The following is a 21,649-nucleotide window of genomic DNA, read 5'->3' as shown; positions in this document are numbered from 1 at the left end:
CCTGTTACGAGGCGCAGCCGATGAGCCGTTGCTCTACCGTGACGCCGGGCATCATTTGCCGTAAACCGGCAATCAATTCGTCGCCCGCCTCGTGCAGCGCCGCCAACGGCATCGCCGGCAGGCTCTCCAGGATGAACCACATCCGCTCGGCCTCGGCGCTCAACCGGGTTCTGACCCCCTGGCGCCAATTCCAGCGGCGGCAGGTCACGCCGCGATCGTCGCGCCAAACCACCTCCCCCGCCTCCGGCGATTCATGGATCAGCGCCCCCTCTTTGACGGTATCAAACAGTTCGCTGCCATCCGCGACGATCAGCCGCGGCTCGCCGACATAGGCCGCGATATTCTCGCCCCCCACCGGCACTGCATAACGAATGCTGACGGCGTTATAGAGATCGACGACCGGATCGATGCTGGGCATCGTGCCGTCGCGCAGCGCGCGCTTGCGCAGGGCGTCGGCGGAACAGGGCGTACGCTTGGGTTTGGCGCCAAACTGCATGAACACCTCGCGCCAGGCCGTGAGATGCGCCTCTGCCCAGGGTGCGTCTTCCTCGCCGAGGGCGCGACAGGCTTGCGCCAACGCCAATGCCCCCACGTCCGGATGGGTTATGGGAGCCGCAACCGCGGTAATGCTTAACGCCCGGAAACCGGGTGCCAGCGCAGCGACGGCCGGATCGATTGACGGATCGACTAAAATCATTGAATAATCCTATATTGACCATTTTATTTCATAATATTGACCGATGAACGCCAAAGTCAACAGACCGACCGAGTTCGGCGCCGACGTGCAAACCGTCAGCGAAGCGGTGTCGCACCGCATCAAGCAACAAAGAAAAAGCCAAAAGCTATCGCTGGATGAGCTGTCGCGCCGGGCGGGCGTCAGCAAAGGCATGCTGGTGGAGATCGAGAAAGGCGCCGCCAATCCCAGCATCGCCATCCTGTGCAAGCTCGCGGCGGCGCTGGGTCTGTCGGTGGCGGACATCGTCAACGTCACCCGCGCGCCCGCCGCCTACCTGATTGAAAACCAAGATATTCCCACGCTGTGGCATGGCGATCGCGGCGGCTCGGCCCGCTTGCTCGCGGGCACCCAAGGCCCGAACATGATAGAACTGTGGCGGTGGGAAATGGCGCCGGGGGAAGCCTATGCATCGGGCGGCCACCCGACGGGCACCTTCGAGCTGCTGCACGTTGAGCAAGGCGTCTTGAGCCTGGCCGTCGAACAGACCGAGCTCATGATTGCGCCGGGCTGTTCGGCGGTCGCCAAAACGGACGGCCCGCACCGGTACGCCAACGAAGGCGAAGACACGCTGATTTTCACCATGACGGTCGCCGAATTGCACGCCTGAACGGCGGCCCTGACCTGAACGCTTGCACAGGAGAAGAACCATCATGACAACCCCTGCCCCACGGGAGTGGCGGCGTGCGGACTATCTCGTCAGCACCGATCCCGTTCTGCTGGATCTCGATGCCATCCACGCTTTTCTGACCCGTTCGTCATGGGCGGAGGGAATCGATAAAGAGACCGTCCGCCAGTCGCTCGCCCACAGCCTGTGCTTCGGTTTGTATCACGAGGCCAGACAGATCGGTTTCGCCCGGCTGGTCACCGATTACGCCACTTTCGGCTATCTGTGCGACGTGTACGTGCTGGAAACGTACCAAAAGAGCGGGCTGGGCCTATGGCTGGCAGAATGCTGCCAGGCCCATCCGCTGATGGCGACGCTGCGGCGAGTCATGCTGGTCACGAGCACCGCCCCCTGGCTCTACGAAAAAGTGGGCTATAGCGCCATCAACCGCCCCGACTTTGTCTGGCAGATCGCCCGGCCGGACATTTACCGACGGTAGCGCTATTTCAGCGCCTGCTCGGCCAGCAGCCCGAGGGCGATGACGATCATCGCCGCGCCGGAAATGCGCCCCACTACCTTCGCGGCCTGCGGGCGCGTGCGTAGCACCGACTGCGAACCAAACCCCACCAGCAGATACACCAGGCCGCAGCTGATCAAATGCACGACGCCCAACGCCAGCATCTGCATCGGCACCGACCATTCGGCTCGGGCGTCGGTAAACTGCGGCAGCAGCGCCAGAAACAGCAGAAACACCTTGGGGTTCAAGCCGCTGACGCACACGCCCTTGCCGGCCCAGCGCAGCCAGGAATCGGAACGCTGATCTTCACCGGCGCCGGGCACCGGCGGGTGCAGCAGCATGTTGAAACCGATCCACAACAGATAAGCCGCCCCCAGCAAGGTGAGCGCCGTCAGCGCCAGCGGGTTGCCGACCAGCAGCGCGCCGACGCCCGCCACCACGATCGCAATCATCAGCAGGTGGCCAAACAGCAAGCCGGCGACGGCGGGCACCACCACCCGGCCGCGAATGCCCGCCGAGATCACATAGGCCCAATCCATACCTGGCGTGATCACCAACAAAATCGACACCCCCCAAAACGCGGCGAAAAGAGCGAGCGTCATGCCAGCGCCCTCTCAAACGCGCCGCGCCACATCGAACAGAGAACCATTGCGCTTTCCTCGTGGAAGAAGAACGGCCTCCGCCTGCCGCGGCGGCCGTAAAACCGTTCAACAGATGGCAAGAATATCCTCATGACGTTAAAATGTGCTTTCAATTACTTGCCTGAAATCGGCATAAACGGGGAAATTTTTCCAAATGGATAAGATTGATCGCAAGATTCTTGCTGAACTGCAGGCCGACGGCCGTTTGTCGGTGACCGAGCTGGCCGAGCGGATCGGTTTGAGCGTGTCCCCCTGCCACCGCCGGGTGCGGGCATTAGAGGAGTCCGGGGTGATCAGGGGTTACCGCGCCCAGCTCGATCCCGGCAGCCTGGGCTATAACTTTTCCGCCCTGGTGTTCGTCACCATGCGCGAAGGCGATCGCCGCGCCGTTGAAACCTTCGAAAACGCCATGGTGGACATTCCGCAGGTGGTGCAGGCACAGCGGCTGTTTGGCGACCCCGACTATCTGTTGCACGTGATCGCTCGCGATCTGCCCGCCTTTCAGCAGCTTTATGACGAGAAACTCTCCGCCCTGCCGGGCGTGCAACGCCTGAGCTCCACGCTGGTGATGAAAACCGTGGTGCCGGAGCGTTCATTCCTGCCGTTGGGAAAATGACGACGGGAACGTTGCCGCTCCCGTTTTGACGACCTTAAGGCACAATCACGAAATCCGGATTGGCGATGGCGAACAGCGCCTCGCGATCCGCCGCCGGTGGATAAATCCACTGCGTGTTGATCTCCTGCTTAATCTTTTTGCCTGCCTGACGGGTAAAGCGCACCTGGCGCTCCCAGCCTTCGGTATACAGCGCCCCCCAGGGGCCCAGATCCAGACAGGTCACATACTTCGGCTGGCTGTACGGGTGCGTCGGCAACCCCGCCAGCTCCGCCGCCGCATTGTGGCCGGCCACGCGGCCAAGGCTCAGCGCATGCTGGCAGGTCATCAGGTTGTGGTTACCGAGATCGTCGGTCGCCGCCTTCACCGTATCGCCGGTCACGAAAATGCCCGCCGCCGCCGGCGCGCGCAGGAAGGCGTCGCCGATCACCCGGCCGCTGCCGTCGCGCTCGCCAGGGATTTGTTCGGTCAGCGGATGCGCCCGCACGCCCGCCGCCAGGATCACCGTGTTGGCGGCGATGCGCTCACCGTTCGACAGCATCACTCCCTCAGCGTCGATGGCCGAGACGCGCAGGCCGGCCCGCGCTTCCACGCCGCACTCCGCCAGCGCCTGGCGAATCACCGCCCCCGGCTCCGCGCCCATTCCGGCGCCCACTTCCGGGGCGCTATCGACGATCACCACGCGCACATTCTCGTCTTTGCCCAGCGCATCACGCAGCCGTTGCGGCATCTCTGCTGCACTCTCCAGGCCGGTCAGCCCCGCCCCCACCACCACGGCGGTGTTGCGCGCCGGCGTCGACGGTTTGGCCGCCAGCGCTTTAATATGGGCATCCAAACGCTGCGCGCTTTCCAGCGTATCGACGTTGAAACCGTATTCGGCAAAGCCCGGCACCGCAGGCACGGACAGCCGACTGCCGGTGGCCCACACCAAACGATCGTAGGCCAACTCCAGGGGTTCCCCCGCCGCCGGCGCCACCGTGAGCGTTTTAGCAGCGGCATCGATACGCTCTACCGTCCCGGCCAGGTGGCGCACACCGACGACGGCGAGCTGCGCGGAAATGTCCGGGTTCATGTTTTCCAACACGGCTTCATACAGGCGCGGCCGGATGGTAACGGTTGGCGTCGGTGAAACCATGAGCACCTCGATATCGTCATGCTTACCGGCAAGGGTAATGGCGCGCATGGCGGACACGGCGGCCCAAAAACCGGCAAAACCGGAACCGGCAATCACTATTTTCTGCGTCATGGGATGACTCCTTCATACAGGGTTAACCGGGCGACAAGGCTGCCCGCAGTTTTTTCGGATGAACGATGCCGTTCCGCTCCCGTAACAGGGTGCAGAAGACCCGCCCGCCCCTTCCGAAGAGGCGGGAAAAAGTGTGTTTCGCTTTAAGGAAAGGCGGCGATTAGGTCTTGGCGCGCGCCGTTTTGCCACTGCGCGCGGTGCGTTCCGTCATGCGCTCGTCGAGCCAGAGGTTGACCTCGCCGAAAAAGCCCTGCGGCGCTTTGCGGCCAAAACGGGCGGCGACGGCGCCGAGGGTCTGCGCCGCCAGCGCATCGCGCATCGCCTTCTCCGCCTGCAGCATCACCGCATGGATAGCGCATTTGCCGGAGACCGCCCAATCCGGCGGGGAATCATCGAACACCGCACAGCGCCCGCGCACCTCTTGGCAATCGAACAGCGGCTTGTGCCCCTCGATGGCGTCGATAATTTCCAGAAAACTGATCTCATCCGCCGGACGGGCCAGCCGGTAACCGCCGCGCACCCCTTCGCTGGCGGCGACGATCCCCGCCTTTTCCAGCTTGGGAAAAATCTTGGCGAGAAAGCTGGGGGAGATGCCTTGCAGCTCGGCGAGTTCGCGGCTGCTGAGCGCGCGCTGGTTATCGCCGACCAGCCACAGCAGGCAGTGAATGCCATATTCAACGCTGGTTGTGATGTACGCCATATGTCCGTTTTCGACCGTCAGTGAATCTTCAATAACGCAGACTATATGAGTCTGCGTTTATCTTGTCAATAAAACACAGACTAAGTTTGTCTGTGTTTTATTAAAAATGCATGTCGCCAGCGACAAAAAAGCGCCCTTCAAAATGAAAAATAAAACTTTTTTGCTCGATTCGCGCTTGGCTAACGTTTCCTTGTCGCCTGCGGCTGACTATGATGTGATGGGTGCCGCCGCCGCGGTTTGTGAGCCGCCGCACTTTCGCGCGGATTGCGCCGCGGGAATAAAGAACTCTTGTCTGCTGCTGACGTCTTAGAAATGATTATTTAAGGGAAACGCCTGACTATGACCAACCGGTTGACCAAAACCGCGTTAGCGGTGCTGCTGCTCAGCACGCTGAACGCCACCGCCCTGGCGCCAGCACAGGCGGAAAGCCAGGACCAGTTGCCGGATATGGGCACCTCCGCCGGCGGCACCCTGAGCATCGGACAAGAACTGGCGATGGGCGATTTCTATGTGCGCCAACTGCGCGCCAGCGCCCCGCTGATCAACGATCCGCTGCTGAGCCAGTACATCAATCAGCTGGGCAACCGGCTGGTGGCCAGCGCCTATTCGGTGCGCACGCCGTTCCATTTCTATCTGGTGCGCAACGACGAAATCAACGCCTTCGCCTTCTTCGGCGGCAACGTGGTGCTGCACTCCGCGCTGTTCCGCGTCAGCGACAATGAAAGCCAGCTGGCTTCGGTGCTGGCGCACGAAATCTCGCACGTCACCCAGCGCCACCTGGCGCGCGCAATGGAAGATCAACAGCGCAACGCCCCGCTGACCTGGGTGGGCGCGCTCGGTTCCATTCTGCTGGCGATGGCCAACCCGACCATGGGCATGGCGGCGCTGAGCGGCACCATGGCCGGCACCCAGCAGGGCATGATCAGCTTTACCCAATCGAATGAACAGGAAGCCGACCGCATCGGCATTCAGGTGCTGCAACGCGCCGGTTTCGATCCGGAAGCCATGCCCGACTTCCTGCAGAAACTCTCGGATCAGTCGCGCTACGCCTCCAAGCCGCCGGAAATGCTGCTGACGCACCCGTTGCCGGACAGCCGCCTCTCAGACGCGCGCAACCGCGCCAACCAGATGCCGAAACACATCGTGCAGTCTTCGCAGGATTACCTGATGGCCAAGGTGCGCGCACTGGGCATGTACAGTTCGGAAGGTTATGGCCTGAACGAAGAGCTGCTCGGCTCGCTCAGCAAGGGCAACGTGCGCGAACAGGCGGCCGCCAAATACGGCCGCGCCATTCTGTTCTATGAAGCAAAAAAATACGACGACGCGCGCAACATCATTCAGCCGATGCTGGCGCAGGATGCGAAAAACGTCTGGCTGATCGACCTGATGACCGACATCGATCTCGGCCAGAAACGCGCGCCGCAGGCGATCGCACGCCTGCAGGCGGCCAATGCCGCCCAGAACAACAACCCGGTGCTGCAGCTCAACCTGGCCAACGCCTATGTCGAAGGCAACCAACCGGCGCAGGCGTCGAAGATCCTGAACCGCTACACCTTTGCCCATCCGGACGATCCGAACGGCTGGGATCTGCTGGCGCAAGCCAGCGCCGCTCAGGGGCTGCGCGATGAAGAGCTGTCGGCCCGCGCCGAAAGCCTGGCGCTGACCGGCCGGCTCGATCAGGCCATCGGCCTGCTCAGCAATGCCAGCTCGCTGCAAAAACTCGGCAGCCTGAAACAGGCGCGTTACGATGCGCGCATCGACCAGCTGCGCCAACTGCAACAGCGCTTCCGCCAATACCAGCGCAGCTGATTCAACAAGGAATGAACGCCATGAAAAACGTCACGATTTACCACAACCCACGCTGCTCCAAGAGCCGTGAAACCCTGGCGCTGCTGGAACAGCACGGCGTCGATCCGAAGGTGGTGCTGTACCTCGATACGCCCCCTACGGTCGATGAGCTGAAAAAGCTGTTGAAGGAACTGGGCTTCACATCGGCGCGCGATCTGATGCGCAAAAAAGAAGATCTGTATAAGGAATTGAAGCTGGCGGACGACAGCCTGAGCGAAGAGCAACTGTTGGCGGCGATGACGGCGAACCCGAAACTGATCGAACGCCCCATCGTGGTGAAAGGCAGCAAGGCGCGCATCGGCCGGCCGCCGGAGCAGGTGCTGGAGATTTTGTAAATTCGAATTCGGGCGCGGACTATTGCGCCCTTTCTTTTACGGTAGCGGCTACAGCCCCAGAATTTCTTTAACGAACGGAATGGTGAGCTTGCGTTGGGCAGTGATCGAGGCGCGATCGAGCTGATCGAGAGTCATAAACAGCGTGCGCATCTCGCGATCCAGCCGTTTCAGCAGGAAGCGGCCCACGTCTTCCGGCAGCTCGAAGCCGCGCAGTTTGCCACGCAGCTGCAGCGCCAGCAGCTTCTCTTCGTCCGACAGCGGCTGCAGCTTGTAGATCTGCCCCCAATCCAGACGCGAAGCCAGATCCGGCAAACGCAGGTTCAGCTGACGCGGCGGGCGATCCCCGGTGATGAACAAACGGGTGCGGCCGGTTTCCAGGATGCGGTTGTAAAGGTTGAAGATCGCCATCTCCCACTCTTCGTCGCCGGCGATGCATTCGATATTGTCGATGCAGACCAGCGCCAGCTGTTCCATGCCGTCCAACACTTCAGGCACGAAGTAAGCGCGCTTGTCGAGCGGCACATAGCCCACCGCTTCCCCCTTCTGCGAAAGCTCGGCGCAGGCCGCATGCAGCAAATGGCTGCGCCCGCCGCCTTCACGCGACCAAAAATAGATATAGCTGCCATGTTCCTGACGGACGGCGGATTGGATCGCGGCTAATAGGGATGGGTTCTCGCCCGGATAAAAACTGGCGAAAGTTTCATCATCGGGAAGATAAAGTGGCAGTGAAAGCTGTGCCGGCGTATTCAGAGAAGCACCTCAACCAAAACTGGCAGAAAAACGTGGGCAGTTTAACACAGAAAACGGGCGCTGTTGAACCGGCTGGATCTTATGCCGCAATAGTGAACAATGCCTAAGCGCCGCTTGATTGGCTGCGGCCCCCGCCAAGGCAAGAATTATCCGAGTTAATTCCCTAACCCCATGCCTGCGCAGGTTAAATTTGTCATTTAAGCCAAATCTGGCCTAGTATAGGTAGGCTAAACGCAATCACCATCAACAAGGTTTCTGCAAGGATATAGACGATGAAAGTATGGAATAAAGTGCTGTTGGCCTCCTTTATCGGGTTGTTGGTTGCCGGCTGTGATGACTCGTCCAAGGTTGACGCCAACCTGGATAAAGCCAAAGACAGCGCCGAGCAGATGAAAGACGCCGCCCAGAAAAAAGCGGACGATCTGACGGACAAGGCGAAAGCGACGGCGGATGAAATCAAAAAAGAGGCCGCCACTCAGGCGGATCAGCTGAAAGACAAAGCTTCGGCGATTAAAGAAGACGCCGCCAAGCAGGCGGACGCCATCACCAACGACGCCAAGGCCAAGGCCGCCGCGATCAAAGACGACGCAGGCAAACAGAGCCAGCAGTTGGTGGATCAGGCCAAGGCCATCAAAAACGACGCCATCAACGGCGCCAACGATCTGACCGAGCAGGCCAAGGCGAAGACCGAAGCCATCAAGAACAGCGCCGAAAACAAAGCGCAAGAGTTGAAACAAGAAACCGATGCGGCGGTGAACGGCAATACTCAGCCGGCCACCCAGCAGTAAGCTATTCTCAGCCACAAAAGAAAGGAGCAGTAAATGGGGATTATTTCCTGGATTATCTTCGGCCTGATCGCCGGTATTTTGGCTAAGTGGATCATGCCCGGCAAAGACGGCGGCGGCTTTATTCTGACCGTCGTGCTGGGGATCATCGGCGCCGTGGTCGGCGGCTATATCAGCACCTTCTTCGGCTACGGCAAGGTTGACGGCTTCAACTTCGGCAGCTTCGTGGTGGCGGTTATCGGCGCCATCGTGGTGCTGTTCGTGTACCGCAAAATTCGCAGTTAAGGCGAATGCCATAAGTCAAAAGGGCAGCCCAAGGGCTGCCCTTTTCGTTACTTCTGCTCCGCCGGTTCGTCCGGCGCGTCGAGCACCTCTTCTTCCTTGCGGAACAGGCTGATGACCTTGAACAGCAGGCTCAAGCCAATGCCGACGATGGTCGCCAGCGCCATGCCTTTCAGCTCCGCCGCGCCGATATGCACCTTGGCGCCGCTCACGCCGATAATCAGGATCACCGAGGTTAAAATCAGGTTTTGCGCTTTGTTGTAATCCACTTTGGATTCGATCAGCACGCGAATGCCCGAGGCGCCGATCACGCCGTACAGCAGCAGGGAAACGCCGCCCATCACCGGCACCGGCACCGCCTGGATCGCCGCCGCCAGCTTGCCGATGCAGGACAGCAGGATCGCCAGCACCGCCGCGCCGCCGATCACCCAGGTGCTGTAGACCTTGGTGATGGCCATCACGCCGATGTTCTCGCCGTAGGTAGTGTTCGGCGTGGAGCCGAAGAAGCCCGAGAATACCGTCGAGATGCCGTTGGCGAACATCGAGCGGTGCAGGCCCGGATCGCGGATCAGGTCTTTCTTCACGATGTTGGCGGTCACCACCAGGTGGCCGACGTGCTCGGCGATCACCACCAGCGCCGCCGGCAGAATGGTGAAGATGGCGAACCACTCAAAGCGCGGGGTGTAAAAGGTCGGCAGCGCGAACCAGTGCGCCTCGCGGATCGGAGTCAAATCCACCACGCCCATGAAGAACGACAGCGCATAGCCCACCAGCACGCCGATCAGGATCGGGATAATCGCCAGGAAGCCGCGGAACAGCACCGAGCCGAGCACCGTGACCGCCAGCGTCACCAGCGAAATGGTGATGGTGGTCGAGTCGGCGCTGGCGCCTTCCGCCGGCAGCAGGCCCGCCATGTTGGCCGCCACGCCCGCCAGCTCCAGGCCGATGACGGCGACGATCGCCCCCATCGCCGCCGGCGGGAACATCACGTCCAGCCAACCGGTGCCGGCCTTTTTCACGATCAGCGCCACCAGGCAGAACAGCACGCCGCACATGATGAAACCGCCCAACGCCACTTCGTAACCGAGCGGCAACAGCAGCAACACCGGCGAGATAAACGCGAAACTGGAACCGAGGTAGGCCGGGATCTTGCCTTTACAGATGAACAGATACAGCAGCGTGCCGATGCCGTTGAACAACAGCACGGTCGCCGGGTTGATCTTGAACAGGATAGGCACCAGCACGGTGGCGCCGAACATGGCGAACAGGTGCTGGAAGCTGAGCGGAATGGTCTGGAGCAGCGGCGGGCGCTCGCTGACGCCGATGGCGCGACGGGTCATGTGTGCTTTTCCTCTGAGTCATTAATCGTTATGCAAGCTGAATTGTCTATGCTCAATGGATTTCAAGTTACAGCCAGGCGGCCAGGGCAATAATCCCCAGGAGCTTATATCAAATAAGTGACTGGGGTTATTGCCTGCAGCCAACAACGCTGTAGCTTGAAAGACGAAGAGCATAAAAAAGCCGACTCGTTAAGTCGGCTCAAATGTTTACTTGGTACCAAATATCTTGTCGCCCGCATCGCCCAGGCCCGGCACGATGTAGCCCTTGTCGTTCAGACACTGATCGATGGAGGCAGTGTACAGCTCAACGTCCGGATGCGCTTTCTCCAGCGCGGCGATGCCTTCCGGCGCCGCGACCAGAACCAGCACCTTGATGCTGTGGCAGCCGGCTTTCTTCAGCAGATCGATAGTGGCGATCATCGAACCGCCGGTGGCCAGCATCGGGTCGACGACCAGCGCCATGCGCTCTTCGATGTTGGAAACCAGTTTCTGGAAGTACGGCACCGGCTCCAGGGTTTCTTCGTCGCGGTATACGCCCACCACGCTGATGCGCGCGCTCGGCACGTGCTCCAGCACCCCTTCCATCATGCCCAGACCTGCGCGCAGGATTGGCACTACGGTAATCTTTTTCCCTTTGATCTGATCCACTTCAACTGGCCCGCACCAGCCTTCGATGGTGACTTTTTCCGTCTCCAGATCGGCGGTCGCTTCATAGGTCAGTAAACTACCCACTTCTGAGGCCAGCTCACGGAAGCGTTTGGTGCTGATGTCATTTTCGCGCATCAGGCCAAGCTTGTGTTTTACCAGCGGGTGTTTCACCTCAACGATCTTCATCATTTTTCTCCTATTAAGGTGGTTGCGGCCAAAAAAATCGCGGGATTATACCTCCTTTTTTTCGCCGCGCCACCCACAATAGCCCGATCGGGATCAACAAAAGTTTGAATATCAGTATAGATGACGAAAAAGCGGAGCCGGTTCACAAGCCGCTCGCAAACGTTTGCCTGCGCTGTTAGAATTGCCGCGCCTTATTCCGGAATCAACATCGGAAGCACAGTTTTCAAACCGCAAACCGTCGTGGGGAATCGCGCAGTGACCGACAAAACCTCTCTCAGCTATAAAGACGCAGGTGTCGATATCGATGCAGGCAACGCATTGGTAGATCGCATCAAAGGTGTAGTTAAACAGACCCGTCGCCCGGAAGTGATGGGCGGTCTGGGCGGGTTTGGCGCCCTGTGTGCGTTGCCGCAGAAATACCGCGAGCCGGTGCTGGTTTCCGGTACCGACGGCGTGGGCACCAAGCTGCGTCTGGCGATGGATCTGAAACGCCACGACACCATCGGCATCGATCTGGTGGCGATGTGCGTCAACGATCTGGTGGTTCAGGGCGCCGAGCCGCTGTTCTTCCTCGACTACTACGCGACCGGCAAGCTGGATGTGGACACCGCGGCCAGCGTGATCACCGGCATCGCCGAGGGCTGCAAACAGTCCGGCTGTGCGCTGGTGGGCGGCGAAACCGCTGAAATGCCGGGCATGTACCACGGCGAAGACTACGACGTGGCCGGTTTCTGCGTCGGCGTGGTCGAAAAATCCGAGATCATCGACGGCAGCAAAGTGCAGTCCGGCGATGCGCTGATCGCCCTGGGCGCTTCCGGCCCGCACTCCAACGGCTACTCGCTGGTGCGCAAGATCCTGGAAGTGAGCAACACCGATCCGACCGCCACTCAGCTGGAAGGCAAGCCGCTGGCCGACCACCTGCTGGCGCCGACCAAAATTTACGTGAAGTCCGTGCTGGAGCTGATCGAGAAGGTTGACGTACACGCCATCGCTCACCTCACCGGCGGCGGCTTCTGGGAAAACATTCCGCGCGTGCTGCCGGAAGGCATGCAGGCGGTGATCGACGAAGCCAGCTGGCAGTGGCCGGCGGTGTTCACCTGGCTGCAGCAGGCCGGCAACGTCAGCCGTCATGAAATGTACCGCACCTTCAACTGCGGCGTAGGCATGGTCATCGCCCTGCCGGAAGCCGAAGTGGAAGCGGCCATCGCGCTGCTGACCGCGGCAGGTGAAAAAGCGTGGAAAATCGGTAAACTGACCGCCTCTTCCGACGAACAACAAGTGGTCATCAACTGATGAAAAAGATCGTGGTGTTGGTCTCCGGCCAGGGGAGCAATCTCCAGGCGCTGATTGACGCCTGCCAGCAGGGCCGCATCGCCGCCGAAATCGTGGCGGTGTTCAGCAACAAGGCGCAGGCTTATGGCCTGCAACGCGCCGAAGCGGCGGGCATCGCCGCCCAAGCGCTGGATGCCAAGGCCTACGCCGATCGCACGGCGTTCGACGCCGCGTTGGCGGACGCCATCGACCAGTACCAGCCCGATCTGGTGGTGCTGGCCGGCTACATGCGCATCCTCAGCCCGCAGTTCGTGCAGCGCTATGCCGGCCGCATGCTGAACATCCACCCTTCCCTGCTGCCGAAATACCCGGGGCTGCATACCCACCGTCAGGCCATTGACAACGGCGACAGCGAACACGGCACCTCGGTGCACTTCGTGACCGAACAGCTCGACGGCGGCCCGGTGATCTTGCAGGCCAAGGTGCCGATTTTCGCTGACGACGAAGAGGATGACGTGGTTGAACGGGTGCAAACCCAGGAACACACGATCTATCCGCTGGTGGTGAGCTGGTTCGTCGACGGCCGCCTGGCGATGCGCGACGGCGCCGCCTGGCTGGACGGCGAACGCCTGCCTGAACAGGGTCACGCCGCCGACTGATGCGCGCAGCCTGAACCTTGCCTAAACGGCGCCCGCGCGGCGCCGTTTTTTTTCGCCTTCATCCATTCTGTGAAGTTATACTTTGCACAATTTCACGGCACAGAGGAGCCCACATGTCCAGCACTGCCAGCGTCAGGTTACGCCCATTGGAACGGGACGATCTGTCGTTCGTCCACCAGATGGACAACAACGCCAGCGTCATGCGCTATTGGTTTGAAGAACCCTACGAAGCCTTTGTCGAGCTTTCCGATCTCTACGACAAACACATCCACGATCAGAGCGAGCGCCGCTTTATCATCGAGCACGAAGGCGCCAAGGTCGGCCTGGTAGAGCTGGTGGAGATCGATCACATCCACCGCCGCGCTGAGTTCCAGATCATCATCGATCCCGCCCACCAGGGCAAAGGCTATGCCAGCACCGCCGCCCGCCTGGCGATGGACTACGGTTTCTCGGTGCTGAACCTGTACAAGCTGTACCTGATCGTCGATAAGGAGAACCCGAAGGCGATCCACATCTACAGCAAGCTGGGCTTCAACGTGGAAGGCGAGCTGATCGACGAGTTCTTCGTCAACGGCGAATACCGCACCGTGCTGCGCATGTGCATCTTCCAGCCGCAATATCTGGCGAAGTTCAAAACGCCAAGCGATAAGCCGCTGGTGAAGTGACAATTCGCGAGAAAAAAGAGAAAACCCGCCCAGGCGGGTTTTTTATTGGAAAATAAGCGACTAGTATTAATAGATGCTATTTTATCGTCAGGAAATAGCCTGATGAATGCGGAAATAAATAATATTTAACCGAAATAATTAATCGAAAAATAATTAATAGTAAGAATTACCCTCTGCCTCTACAAAGGAAAAATGCCATGACGACCGTCTCAAACCTGCTGCTTTTTATCGGCCTGGCGATGCTCGCCATCGCCGCCGGCCTGAATACCTATAGCGGCTACGCGCCTGCAGATCCCAATAGCACCCCGCTGTTTTCCCCGCTCTGGTGGACGCGCTGGTTCCCACTCTATGCCTCGGGCGCTGCGTTGCTGCTGGTGGGGTTGGTGCTGCGGGTTTCGGCTAAAGGCCGCGCGCATTAAGGATTACCATTTCAGCACCGCCGAGCCCGCCACAGCCATTATCGACATGAACAATTATATTGATCATCACCGACAACATAATTGTGGTTGATAATAAATTGCAGAGAATGGATTGAATTCCACATGATGAAAAATGAATAAAACAAACTCGCCGGCAATCAGACTTATGCCATGCCTTAATTCATGCCGGCTTAATGCGCGGGTAAAATAAAACAGCAGACGCAGGCCGACTGCAACGGCCATTGCCGGCGACGGAGCGAAAACCTCCGTCGCTCATCCCTCACCCATATCGCCCGGTAATATAATCCTCGGTGCGGCGCTGGCGCGGCGAGGTGAAAATGGCGTCGGTGTCGTTGTACTCCACCAGCCGGCCCTGATGAATAAAGGCGGTGTAGTCGGAGACCCGCGCCGCCTGCTGCATGTTGTGCGTCACCAGCACCACGCTATAGCGCTGCTTGAGTGCGGAAATCAGCTCTTCGATGGTCAGCGTGGAGATCGGATCGAGCGCCGAGGTCGGCTCGTCGAGCAGCAATACTTCCGGCTCGATGGCGATGGCGCGCGCGATCACCAGGCGCTGCTGCTGGCCGCTGGACAAGCGGAACGCATTTTCGCGCAGCCGGTCCTTCACCTCATGCCACAGCGCGGCGGCGCGCAGCGAACGCTCCACCGCTTCATCCAGCAAGCGCCGGTCGCGCACGCCCTGCAGCCGCAGGCCGTACACCACGTTTTCATAGATCGATTTCGGGAACGGGTTCGGCCGCTGGAACACCATGCCCACCCGCCGCCGCAGCGCCGCCACGTCGATCTGCGCGCCGGAGATCGCCGCGCCGTTCAGCTGCAGATCGCCCTCGATGCGGCAGTTGTCCACCAGATCGTTCATGCGGTTGAAACAGCGCAGCAGCGTCGATTTGCCGCAGCCCGAGGGACCAATCAAAGCCGTCACCCGGTGCTTCGGGATACGTAACGAGATATCGTGCAACACCTGCTTGTCACCATAAAACAGGTTCAGGCCGTTGACCGCCAGCGCGGTCTGTTCATCGTCGAGATGCTGGACATCCAGCCGGGGCAAACTGCCTGGCGTCATCAAACCCATTACGCACTCCCCAAAAATAGCGTCATTGTTACTGCGACCATGCTCGGTACCGCTCCCTCAACGAATGGCGGATACCCATCGCCGCCAGATTCAAACTCACCACGATCGTCACCAGCAGGAAGGCGGTGGCGAACACCAGCGGCCGCGCCGCCTCTACGCTCGGGCTCTGGAATGCCATATCGTAGATCTGGAAGCTCAAATGCATGAACTTCCGCTCCAGGTGCAAATACGGGAAAATCTCGTCCACCGGCAGCACCGGCACCGATTTCACGACCCCCACCAACATCAGCGGCGCGGTCTCCCCGGCGGCGCGCGCCACTGCCAGGATCAGGCCGGTCATCATCGCCGGCGCCGCCATCGGCAGCACGATGCGCCACAACGTCTCGGCCCGGCTGGCGCCCAACGCCATCGAGCCCTGCCGCAGCGAGGTGGGAATGCGCGACAGCCCTTCCTCGGTGGCGACGATCACCACCGGCAGCGTCAGCAGCGCCAGCGTCAGCGCCGCCCACAGCACGCCGGGCGTGCCGAAAGTCGGGTTGGGCAAGGATTCAGGATAGAACAGCTGATCGAGCGTGCCGCCGATCATATAAACGAAGAAGCCGAGGCCGAAGACGCCGTAGACGATCGAGGGCACGCCGGCCAGGTTGACCACCGCGATGCGGATCACCCGCGTCAGCAGATTGTTGCCGGCATACTCGTGCAGATATACCGCCGCGATCACGCCAAACGGCATCACCACGATCGACATCAGGATCACCATCAACACCGTGCCGAAAATGGCCGGGAACACCCCGCCTTCTGTATTCGCTTCGCGCGGGCTGTCGGTGAGGAACTTCTTCACCTGCTCGCCCCAGTGCGCCAGCTTCTCGGCGGTGTTCATGGCGTTCGGGTACCAGGCATCGCGCACCTGACTGAGCGGAATGGTCAACGTCTGCCCGTGCATGTCGCGCAGCAGCAGCGCGTCGCGCTGGCGATCGCGGTTCAGCCCCGCCAGACGTTCGGACAGCAGCTGATACTGCCGCTGCAGCTCCAGCCGTTCGGCCTTGATGGCGTCCTGCGCGCGGGCGTCCAGCTTATCGTCGCGCTGCAGGCGCTTTTCCCGCAACCGCAGCGCGTCAAACTGCTGATTGATGCGCGCCATGTCGCGGAATTGAATGTCGTGCGCCTGGCGCGAGAGCGCGGCGATTTGCGGCAGCCGCTGCTGCAGCGCCTGCCCCAGATTGCGGCCGGTCAGCGGTTGCCCATCCTCCAGCAGCCCTGCCAGATAGCCGTAGGCGGTGCCGTGGCTATCACGCTCCAGCACCAGCAGGCTGCGCGGCGTGCTTTGGCTGCGGATGTCTCTGGCCAGCAGCGTGCGGAAATCCTGCCCCTCGCGCTCGCGGTTGCCGACCTTAATCAGATAGCGTTCGACGCTCTGCGCCTCGCCCGGCGGCGTGACGCCCGCCTCGGCCAGTTGGCGCCGGGAAATGCTTTGTTGCTGGTACAACTCGCCGATCACCGTCACCGGCCCGGCGCCGTTCTGATTCAGTTCGAACTGATAAACCGGGCTCGGCCAGAAATAGCGCATCCCCTGCCCGGCCAGCAGCAACAGAATGCCGATCAGCGCCAGCAGGCTGACGGCCACCGAACCGGCGGTCAGCCATATCCACGGCGACCCGCTCTTCACCCAGCTCTTCATGGCGCCTCCTGATTCGGCGTGTAACGCTTGCGCAACCGCAGGCGCACCGCCTCCGCCAGCGTGTTGAACACGAAGGTGAAGACAAACAGCACCAGCGCGGTCAGGAACAGCACGCGGTAATGGCTGCTGCCGGAGACCGCCTCCGGCATTTCAATGGCGATGTTGGCCGCCAGCGCGCGCAGCCCCTGGAACAGGCTGCCATCGATAATCGGCGTGTTGCCGGTGGCCATCAGCACGATCATGGTTTCCCCCACCGCGCGGCCAAAGCCGATCATCAGCGCGGAGAAAATGCCGGCGCTGGCGGATGGCAGCACCACCTTGATCACCGTCTGCCACTGGGTGGCGCCCAGCGCCAAAGAGCCCTGGCTCAGGGTCGCCGGCACGCTGAACAGCGCGTCCTCCGCCAGAGAGAAGATGATCGGCACCAGCGCGAAGCCCATCGCCACGCCCACCACCAGCGCATTGCGCTGATCATAATTATCCCCCAGCCAGAAATGCAGCGGCTCACCGAACAACGCCACCTCCAGCCGCGGCCCCAGGCTGAGCGCCAGCCACACCGTCAACGCCAGCAGCGGTAATAGCAACAGCAGATCGACGCCCGGCCGGCAGCGCGGCATAAAGCGATGGGTCAACGCGCCGCACAGCAACACCGCCGCCGCCAACAGCAGCGGCAACGCCAGCACCGCCAACAGATACTGCTCGATGATCGGCGCCAGCCAAATGCCGGCCACCAGCCCGATCACCACCGTCGGCAGCGCGCCCATCACTTCGATAGCCGGTTTGATCACCCGCCGCAGCCCCGGCGTCATAAAGTAAGCGGTATAGATGGCGCCGGCCAAGGCCAGCGGGATGGCGAACAGCATCGCGTAAGCCGCCGCCTTAAAGGTGCCGAAGATCACCGGCATCAGGCTGAATTTAGGTTGGTAACTGTCTTCGCCGGAGGTGGACTGCCAGACATAGGCCGGCTGCGGGTAGTTCTCATACCACACCTTGCCCCACAACGAACGCCAGGTGACGTCCGGATACGGGTTGTCGAGCGCATAGCGCTGCCAGCCCTGCGCGCTCTCCAACAGCAGGCCATCGCCGCGCGGCGCGAACGCCATCTGCCGCACCTCGGCGCCCAAACGGGTATTCAGCAGCGGCTGCGGTTGAATGGCGGAGAACAGCGAGAAGCCGCCATCGGGCCGCAGGGTGGCGAACACCCGGCGATAAGGTTCAGCCACCGTCAGCTCCTGCCCGTCGGCGCCGTGGTCGAAATGCTGCACCGGCGTCAGGCGCCAGCGCCGATCTTTTTCCACCTCGAACCACTCGCGCAGGTTGCCGTCGGCGCCCTTGATCAGAAGCGCGCTGCCGCCGGGCAGCGCCGTCATCTGATACGGTGCATGTTCGCCAAGGGTACGCGTTTCACGCAGCTGCACCTGTGCGCCGTCGATCTGATAACGCGCCAGCCGGTTGCCGGTCAGCAGATAAAGCTGGCGGCCATCCGGCGTCAGCACCAGCTGCTCCCCGTCGTGCTCCAGCGGCCGCTCGCTAAACTGTGGCGGCCGGTCGGGGCTGAAGCGGCCGAACACCAGCCGCCGATCGTCGGTCACTCCGGCCAGCAGATACTGCCCGCGATGCGCATCCGCCAGCGACAGCAGTTTCAGCGGCTTGCGCTGTGGATCCAGCGCCAATGGCTGCTGCCCGAGCGGGAACTGCCACTGCGGCCGGCCGTTTTCCGCCGTGGCGAAATCCGCGCGCGCCACCACCAACCGGCCGTCAGCCTGCGCCAACGCAAACAGATCGCGCTCGCCGGCGGCCTGCGCGAGCAGCGTCGGTTTGGCCAACAGCGTCTGCTGCGCCAGCGGCGTCTGAGCCTGGCCGCTCGGCGCCGGCGTCAGGCGATAAAATTGCCCCGAGCCCTGCGCGTCGATGCGATAACCGACGCGCTGCTGCACGTCCATGCCCAGCGCCAGCGCCGGGGCCGATACCGTGAGCGGCAGCGGCTGCGCCTGGCCGAGCGAGGCCGGTTTGAACAACGGCAGCACCGCAAACAGCAGATAAACGAAGATCAGCATCAACGTCATCAGCACCATCAGCCCGCTGGCGGTCACTGCCGCCTGCACGCCGCGGTCGATGCGCCCGCGCATGCGATCTCGGGGATGTTGATTGGCCGTCGTCTGTATCATGTGTCTCGCTGTCGCTGATGTAATCGGGCTTGCGCCGTAAGATAACCGGGCATCTTATGTCAGTTTTATGACGTTTGCATGACAAAGTTACCCACCATAACCCAGGTTTTTTACACTGCAAAAAGACAATATGGCTTTGATATATTGCTGAAAAATGAACGTAAACACGCTTAATATCACCAAGAATAAGTCTGCTAATCGTCATTTCCTGCTGTTCATTTCGCCACCTGGCGCCCCACCTCTGAGAAAATTTATTGCCGCCGAAAAACGCCGCGCGCCAACGCAATGGATATGTTGGACTTTCCTGTCAATCTCTCGCAATAATGATGAAGGACACTAGAGCGGCATCCGGGCGCTGCGTCCCGGATCCTATTCTAAATTTGAACTGGAGTGGCAATGGGTCAGGAAAAGCTCTACATCGAAAAAGAACTAAGCTGGTTATCCTTTAATGAGCGCGTGTTGCAGGAAGCCGCAGATAAGAGCAATCCCCTGATTGAACGTATGCGTTTTCTGGGCATTTACTCCAACAACCTCGACGAGTTCTATAAAGTCCGCTTCGCCGATCTCAAACGGCGCATCCTGATCAGCGAAGAGCAAGGCTCCGCCGGTTCTTCACGCCATCTGCTGAAAAAGATCCAGGCCAAGGTGCTGAAAACCGATCAGGAGTTCGACGGTCTGTACAACGATCTGCTGCTGGAAATGGCGCGCAACCAGATCTTCCTGATCAACGAACGCCAGGTGTCCGAGAACCAGCAAATCTGGCTGCGGCAATATTTCAAACAGCACCTGCGCCAGCACATCACGCCGATCCTGATCAACCACGACACCAACCTGGTGCAGTTCCTGAAAGACGATTACACCTATCTGGCGGTGGAGATTATCCGCGGCGCGCGCACCGACTATGCGCTGCTGGAGATCCCGTCGGACAAGGTGCCGCGCTTCGTCAATCTGCCACCGGAAGCGCCGCGCCGCCGCAAGCCGATGATCCTGCTCGACAACATCCTGCGCTACTGCCTGGACGATATCTTCAAGGGCTTCTTCGACTACGACGCGCTCAACGCCTATTCGATGAAGATGACCCGTGACGCCGAGTACGATCTGGTGACCGAAATGGAATCCAGCCTGCTGGAACTGATGTCCTCCAGCCTGAAACAGCGCCTCACCGCCGAGCCGGTGCGCTTCGTTTATCAGCGCGACATGCCGAACGAAATGGTGGAGCTGCTGCGCGGCAAGCTGGGCATCTCCAACTACGATTCGGTGATCGCCGGCGGCCGCTACCACAACTTTAAAGATTTCATCAGCTTCCCGAACGTCGGCAAAGCCAACCTGGTCAACAAGCCGCTGCCGCGCCTGCGCCACATCTGGTTCGACGGTTTCCGCAACGGCTTCGACGCCATTCGCGAAAAGGACGTGCTGCTCTACTACCCGTACCACACCTTTGAGCACGTGCTGGAGCTGCTGCGCCAGGCGTCGTTCGATCCGAGCGTGCTGGCGATCAAAATCAACATCTACCGGGTGGCGAAAGATTCGCGCATCATCGAATCGATGATCCACGCCGCGCACAACGGCAAGAAAGTCACGGTGGTGGTCGAACTGCAGGCGCGCTTCGACGAAGAGGCCAACATTCACTGGGCGAAGCGCCTGACCGAGGCCGGCGTACACGTGATCTTCTCCGCGCCGGGGCTGAAAATCCACGCCAAACTGTTCCTGATTTCGCGCCGTGAAGGCGATGAAATTGTGCGCTATGCTCATATCGGCACCGGCAACTTTAACGAAAAAACCGCGCGCATCTACACCGACTATTCGCTGTTGACCGCCGACTCGCGCATCACCAACGAGGTGCGCCGGGTGTTCAACTTTATCGAGAACCCCTACCGGCCGGTCACCTTCGACAACCTGATGGTGTCGCCGCAGAACTCGCGCCTGAAGTTGTATGAGCTGATTGACAACGAAATCGCCAACGCCCAGGCCGGGGAACAGGCCGGCATTATGTTGAAAATAAATAATCTGGTGGATAAAGGGCTGGTAGATCGGTTATATACCGCGTCCGGCGCTGGCGTGAAGATCCGTCTGCTGGTGCGGGGCATGTGTTCCCTGATTCCCAACCTGCCGGGGATCAGCGACAATATTCAGGTGATCAGCATCGTCGATCGCTTTTTGGAACACGATCGGGTTTACGTTTTCGACAACAAAGGTGACAAACGGGTGTATCTGTCCTCCGCCGACTGGATGACCCGCAACATAGATTACCGTATCGAAGTGGCGGTATCGCTGCTGGATCCGGCGCTGAAACAGCGCGTTCTGGACATTCTGGAGATCCTGTTCAGCGATACGGTCAAGGCCCGTTATGTGGATAAAGAACTGAGCAACCAGTACGTTCCGCGCGGCAACCGCCGCAAAGTGCGCGCCCAGGTGGCTATTTACGAGTATTTAAAAGCTCTGGAACAACCAGGACAGTAGGCCA

The 21,649-nt window shown here is 60.5% G+C and carries 22 protein-coding genes; 12 read left to right on the top strand and 10 right to left on the bottom strand.

The genetic code is table 11. The features are described 5' to 3' along the window. Nucleotides 1-4: 4 nt before the first annotated feature. Nucleotides 5-697 (bottom strand): B3/B4 domain-containing protein, encoded by a 693-nt coding sequence (locus tag ACJ8KE_RS20530; protein ID WP_033639670.1) that lies wholly within the window; start codon nucleotides 695-697, stop codon nucleotides 5-7. Between the two features lie 43 nt (nucleotides 698-740). On the opposite strand from ACJ8KE_RS20530, the gene ACJ8KE_RS20525 reads away from it, so the two are divergent. Together ACJ8KE_RS20525 and ACJ8KE_RS20520 are read left to right on the top strand one after the other, a co-directional pair. Next, nucleotides 741-1,343 (top strand): XRE family transcriptional regulator, encoded by a 603-nt coding sequence (locus ACJ8KE_RS20525; RefSeq protein WP_097101561.1) that lies wholly within the window; start codon nucleotides 741-743, stop codon nucleotides 1,341-1,343. 43 nt (nucleotides 1,344-1,386) lie between these two features. Beyond that, entirely contained in the window at nucleotides 1,387-1,839 is a 453-nt protein-coding gene (locus ACJ8KE_RS20520) for a GNAT family N-acetyltransferase (RefSeq protein ID WP_016926733.1), read from the top strand. Between the two features lie 2 nt (nucleotides 1,840-1,841). Here the strand turns inward: ACJ8KE_RS20520 and ACJ8KE_RS20515 are convergent, their stop codons facing one another. After that, a complete protein-coding gene (locus ACJ8KE_RS20515; protein ID WP_097101559.1) occupies nucleotides 1,842-2,459 on the bottom strand; it encodes a LysE family translocator in 618 nt (205 codons plus the stop codon). A 193-nt stretch (nucleotides 2,460-2,652) separates the two neighbouring features. Between ACJ8KE_RS20515 and ACJ8KE_RS20510 the strand changes: the two genes are divergently transcribed. Next, nucleotides 2,653-3,114, top strand: a complete 462-nt coding sequence (locus ACJ8KE_RS20510) for an Lrp/AsnC family transcriptional regulator (protein WP_004941672.1) — start codon at nucleotides 2,653-2,655, stop codon at nucleotides 3,112-3,114. Nucleotides 3,115-3,148: 34 nt separating this feature from the next. Here the strand turns inward: ACJ8KE_RS20510 and ACJ8KE_RS20505 are convergent, their stop codons facing one another. Both ACJ8KE_RS20505 and ACJ8KE_RS20500 read right to left on the bottom strand, forming a co-directional pair. Further along, complete coding sequence (locus tag ACJ8KE_RS20505) at nucleotides 3,149-4,357, bottom strand: NAD(P)/FAD-dependent oxidoreductase (RefSeq protein WP_079450417.1); 1,209 nt, start codon at nucleotides 4,355-4,357, stop codon at nucleotides 3,149-3,151. Between the two features lie 160 nt (nucleotides 4,358-4,517). Continuing rightward, nucleotides 4,518-5,057, bottom strand: a complete 540-nt coding sequence (locus tag ACJ8KE_RS20500) for an RrF2 family transcriptional regulator (protein WP_004941666.1) — start codon at nucleotides 5,055-5,057, stop codon at nucleotides 4,518-4,520. Nucleotides 5,058-5,396: 339 nt separating this feature from the next. Here ACJ8KE_RS20500 and ACJ8KE_RS20495 point away from each other — a divergent pair, with 339 nt between their 5' ends. Further along, nucleotides 5,397-6,866: a beta-barrel assembly-enhancing protease gene (locus ACJ8KE_RS20495; protein ID WP_004941664.1), complete on the top strand. Its 1,470-nt coding sequence runs from the start codon at nucleotides 5,397-5,399 to the stop codon at nucleotides 6,864-6,866. A 20-nt stretch (nucleotides 6,867-6,886) separates the two neighbouring features. After that, the gene (gene arsC / locus ACJ8KE_RS20490) at nucleotides 6,887-7,240 is read left to right on the top strand and encodes an arsenate reductase (glutaredoxin) (RefSeq protein WP_015378717.1); all 354 of its coding nucleotides are present in this window, start codon (nucleotides 6,887-6,889) and stop codon (nucleotides 7,238-7,240) included. Between the two features lie 48 nt (nucleotides 7,241-7,288). On the opposite strand, the gene hda is transcribed toward arsC, so the two are convergent. Continuing rightward, nucleotides 7,289-7,990, bottom strand: coding sequence for a DnaA inactivator Hda (gene hda / locus ACJ8KE_RS20485; protein WP_025159568.1), 702 nt, complete (start codon nucleotides 7,988-7,990; stop codon nucleotides 7,289-7,291). 272 nt (nucleotides 7,991-8,262) lie between these two features. Here hda and ACJ8KE_RS20480 point away from each other — a divergent pair, with 272 nt between their 5' ends. Together ACJ8KE_RS20480 and ACJ8KE_RS20475 are read left to right on the top strand one after the other, a co-directional pair. After that, the gene (locus ACJ8KE_RS20480) at nucleotides 8,263-8,778 is read left to right on the top strand and encodes a hypothetical protein (protein ID WP_016926729.1); all 516 of its coding nucleotides are present in this window, start codon (nucleotides 8,263-8,265) and stop codon (nucleotides 8,776-8,778) included. 33 nt (nucleotides 8,779-8,811) lie between these two features. Further along, complete coding sequence (locus ACJ8KE_RS20475) at nucleotides 8,812-9,060, top strand: GlsB/YeaQ/YmgE family stress response membrane protein (RefSeq protein WP_016926728.1); 249 nt, start codon at nucleotides 8,812-8,814, stop codon at nucleotides 9,058-9,060. A gap of 47 nt (nucleotides 9,061-9,107) precedes the next feature. On the opposite strand, the gene uraA is transcribed toward ACJ8KE_RS20475, so the two are convergent. Further along, nucleotides 9,108-10,397, bottom strand: coding sequence for a uracil permease (gene uraA, locus ACJ8KE_RS20470; RefSeq protein WP_004941645.1), 1,290 nt, complete (start codon nucleotides 10,395-10,397; stop codon nucleotides 9,108-9,110). A gap of 207 nt (nucleotides 10,398-10,604) precedes the next feature. Then, nucleotides 10,605-11,231, bottom strand: coding sequence for a uracil phosphoribosyltransferase (upp, locus tag ACJ8KE_RS20465; RefSeq protein WP_004941642.1), 627 nt, complete (start codon nucleotides 11,229-11,231; stop codon nucleotides 10,605-10,607). A gap of 255 nt (nucleotides 11,232-11,486) precedes the next feature. Between upp and purM the strand changes: the two genes are divergently transcribed. From purM to ACJ8KE_RS20445, 4 genes are all read left to right on the top strand, one after another. Beyond that, nucleotides 11,487-12,524, top strand: coding sequence for a phosphoribosylformylglycinamidine cyclo-ligase (purM, locus tag ACJ8KE_RS20460; RefSeq protein ID WP_016926726.1), 1,038 nt, complete (start codon nucleotides 11,487-11,489; stop codon nucleotides 12,522-12,524). Further along, nucleotides 12,524-13,162 (top strand): phosphoribosylglycinamide formyltransferase, encoded by a 639-nt coding sequence (purN, locus tag ACJ8KE_RS20455; RefSeq protein ID WP_004941635.1) that lies wholly within the window; start codon nucleotides 12,524-12,526, stop codon nucleotides 13,160-13,162. Before purM ends, purN begins: the two co-directional genes overlap by 1 nt. A gap of 113 nt (nucleotides 13,163-13,275) precedes the next feature. Continuing rightward, nucleotides 13,276-13,827: a spermidine N1-acetyltransferase gene (gene speG, locus ACJ8KE_RS20450; RefSeq protein ID WP_028127778.1), complete on the top strand. Its 552-nt coding sequence runs from the start codon at nucleotides 13,276-13,278 to the stop codon at nucleotides 13,825-13,827. A 197-nt stretch (nucleotides 13,828-14,024) separates the two neighbouring features. Beyond that, nucleotides 14,025-14,246 carry a hypothetical protein gene (locus ACJ8KE_RS20445; protein WP_016926724.1) on the top strand — a complete coding sequence of 74 codons (222 nt, stop codon included), beginning with the start codon at nucleotides 14,025-14,027 and terminating at the stop codon, nucleotides 14,244-14,246. A gap of 280 nt (nucleotides 14,247-14,526) precedes the next feature. On the opposite strand, the gene pstB is transcribed toward ACJ8KE_RS20445, so the two are convergent. Genes pstB through ACJ8KE_RS20430 form a run of 3 tightly spaced genes read right to left on the bottom strand, consistent with a single transcriptional unit; the run spans nucleotide 14,527 to nucleotide 19,185 of the window. Further along, nucleotides 14,527-15,339: a phosphate ABC transporter ATP-binding protein PstB gene (gene pstB / locus ACJ8KE_RS20440; protein ID WP_019452422.1), complete on the bottom strand. Its 813-nt coding sequence runs from the start codon at nucleotides 15,337-15,339 to the stop codon at nucleotides 14,527-14,529. A gap of 28 nt (nucleotides 15,340-15,367) precedes the next feature. Then, complete coding sequence (pstA, locus tag ACJ8KE_RS20435; protein WP_016926722.1) at nucleotides 15,368-17,017, bottom strand: phosphate ABC transporter permease PstA; 1,650 nt, start codon at nucleotides 17,015-17,017, stop codon at nucleotides 15,368-15,370. After that, nucleotides 17,014-19,185, bottom strand: a complete 2,172-nt coding sequence (locus ACJ8KE_RS20430; protein WP_079450419.1) for an ABC transporter permease subunit — start codon at nucleotides 19,183-19,185, stop codon at nucleotides 17,014-17,016. The genes pstA and ACJ8KE_RS20430 overlap by 4 nt, the downstream gene beginning before the upstream one ends. Nucleotides 19,186-19,581: 396 nt before the next feature. Here ACJ8KE_RS20430 and ppk1 point away from each other — a divergent pair, with 396 nt between their 5' ends. Continuing rightward, nucleotides 19,582-21,645 (top strand): polyphosphate kinase 1, encoded by a 2,064-nt coding sequence (gene ppk1, locus ACJ8KE_RS20425; protein WP_016926720.1) that lies wholly within the window; start codon nucleotides 19,582-19,584, stop codon nucleotides 21,643-21,645. Nucleotides 21,646-21,649: the final 4 nt, after the last annotated feature.

It is taken from the genome of Serratia sp. CY56464, assembly GCF_052168435.1.
Taxonomy (GTDB): Bacteria; Pseudomonadota; Gammaproteobacteria; order Enterobacterales; family Enterobacteriaceae; genus Serratia; species Serratia marcescens.
Note: the sequence above shows the minus strand (reverse complement) of the source record. Positions and strands in the feature narration are given on the sequence as shown.

Coding starts and splice junctions, on each gene's coding strand:
- ACJ8KE_RS20530 (WP_033639670.1), bottom strand. CDS start 697: ATGATTTTAGTCGATCCGTCAATCGATCCGGCCGTCGCTGCGCTGGCA.
- ACJ8KE_RS20525 (WP_097101561.1), top strand. CDS start 741: ATGAACGCCAAAGTCAACAGACCGACCGAGTTCGGCGCCGACGTGCAA.
- ACJ8KE_RS20520 (WP_016926733.1), top strand. CDS start 1,387: ATGACAACCCCTGCCCCACGGGAGTGGCGGCGTGCGGACTATCTCGTC.
- ACJ8KE_RS20515 (WP_097101559.1), bottom strand. CDS start 2,459: ATGACGCTCGCTCTTTTCGCCGCGTTTTGGGGGGTGTCGATTTTGTTG.
- ACJ8KE_RS20510 (WP_004941672.1), top strand. CDS start 2,653: ATGGATAAGATTGATCGCAAGATTCTTGCTGAACTGCAGGCCGACGGC.
- ACJ8KE_RS20505 (WP_079450417.1), bottom strand. CDS start 4,357: ATGACGCAGAAAATAGTGATTGCCGGTTCCGGTTTTGCCGGTTTTTGG.
- ACJ8KE_RS20500 (WP_004941666.1), bottom strand. CDS start 5,057: ATGGCGTACATCACAACCAGCGTTGAATATGGCATTCACTGCCTGCTG.
- ACJ8KE_RS20495 (WP_004941664.1), top strand. CDS start 5,397: ATGACCAACCGGTTGACCAAAACCGCGTTAGCGGTGCTGCTGCTCAGC.
- arsC (WP_015378717.1), top strand. CDS start 6,887: ATGAAAAACGTCACGATTTACCACAACCCACGCTGCTCCAAGAGCCGT.
- ACJ8KE_RS20480 (WP_016926729.1), top strand. CDS start 8,263: ATGAAAGTATGGAATAAAGTGCTGTTGGCCTCCTTTATCGGGTTGTTG.
- ACJ8KE_RS20475 (WP_016926728.1), top strand. CDS start 8,812: ATGGGGATTATTTCCTGGATTATCTTCGGCCTGATCGCCGGTATTTTG.
- uraA (WP_004941645.1), bottom strand. CDS start 10,397: ATGACCCGTCGCGCCATCGGCGTCAGCGAGCGCCCGCCGCTGCTCCAG.
- upp (WP_004941642.1), bottom strand. CDS start 11,231: ATGAAGATCGTTGAGGTGAAACACCCGCTGGTAAAACACAAGCTTGGC.
- purN (WP_004941635.1), top strand. CDS start 12,524: ATGAAAAAGATCGTGGTGTTGGTCTCCGGCCAGGGGAGCAATCTCCAG.
- speG (WP_028127778.1), top strand. CDS start 13,276: ATGTCCAGCACTGCCAGCGTCAGGTTACGCCCATTGGAACGGGACGAT.
- ACJ8KE_RS20445 (WP_016926724.1), top strand. CDS start 14,025: ATGACGACCGTCTCAAACCTGCTGCTTTTTATCGGCCTGGCGATGCTC.
- pstB (WP_019452422.1), bottom strand. CDS start 15,339: ATGGGTTTGATGACGCCAGGCAGTTTGCCCCGGCTGGATGTCCAGCAT.
- pstA (WP_016926722.1), bottom strand. CDS start 17,017: ATGAAGAGCTGGGTGAAGAGCGGGTCGCCGTGGATATGGCTGACCGCC.
- ACJ8KE_RS20430 (WP_079450419.1), bottom strand. CDS start 19,185: ATGATACAGACGACGGCCAATCAACATCCCCGAGATCGCATGCGCGGG.
- ppk1 (WP_016926720.1), top strand. CDS start 19,582: ATGGGTCAGGAAAAGCTCTACATCGAAAAAGAACTAAGCTGGTTATCC.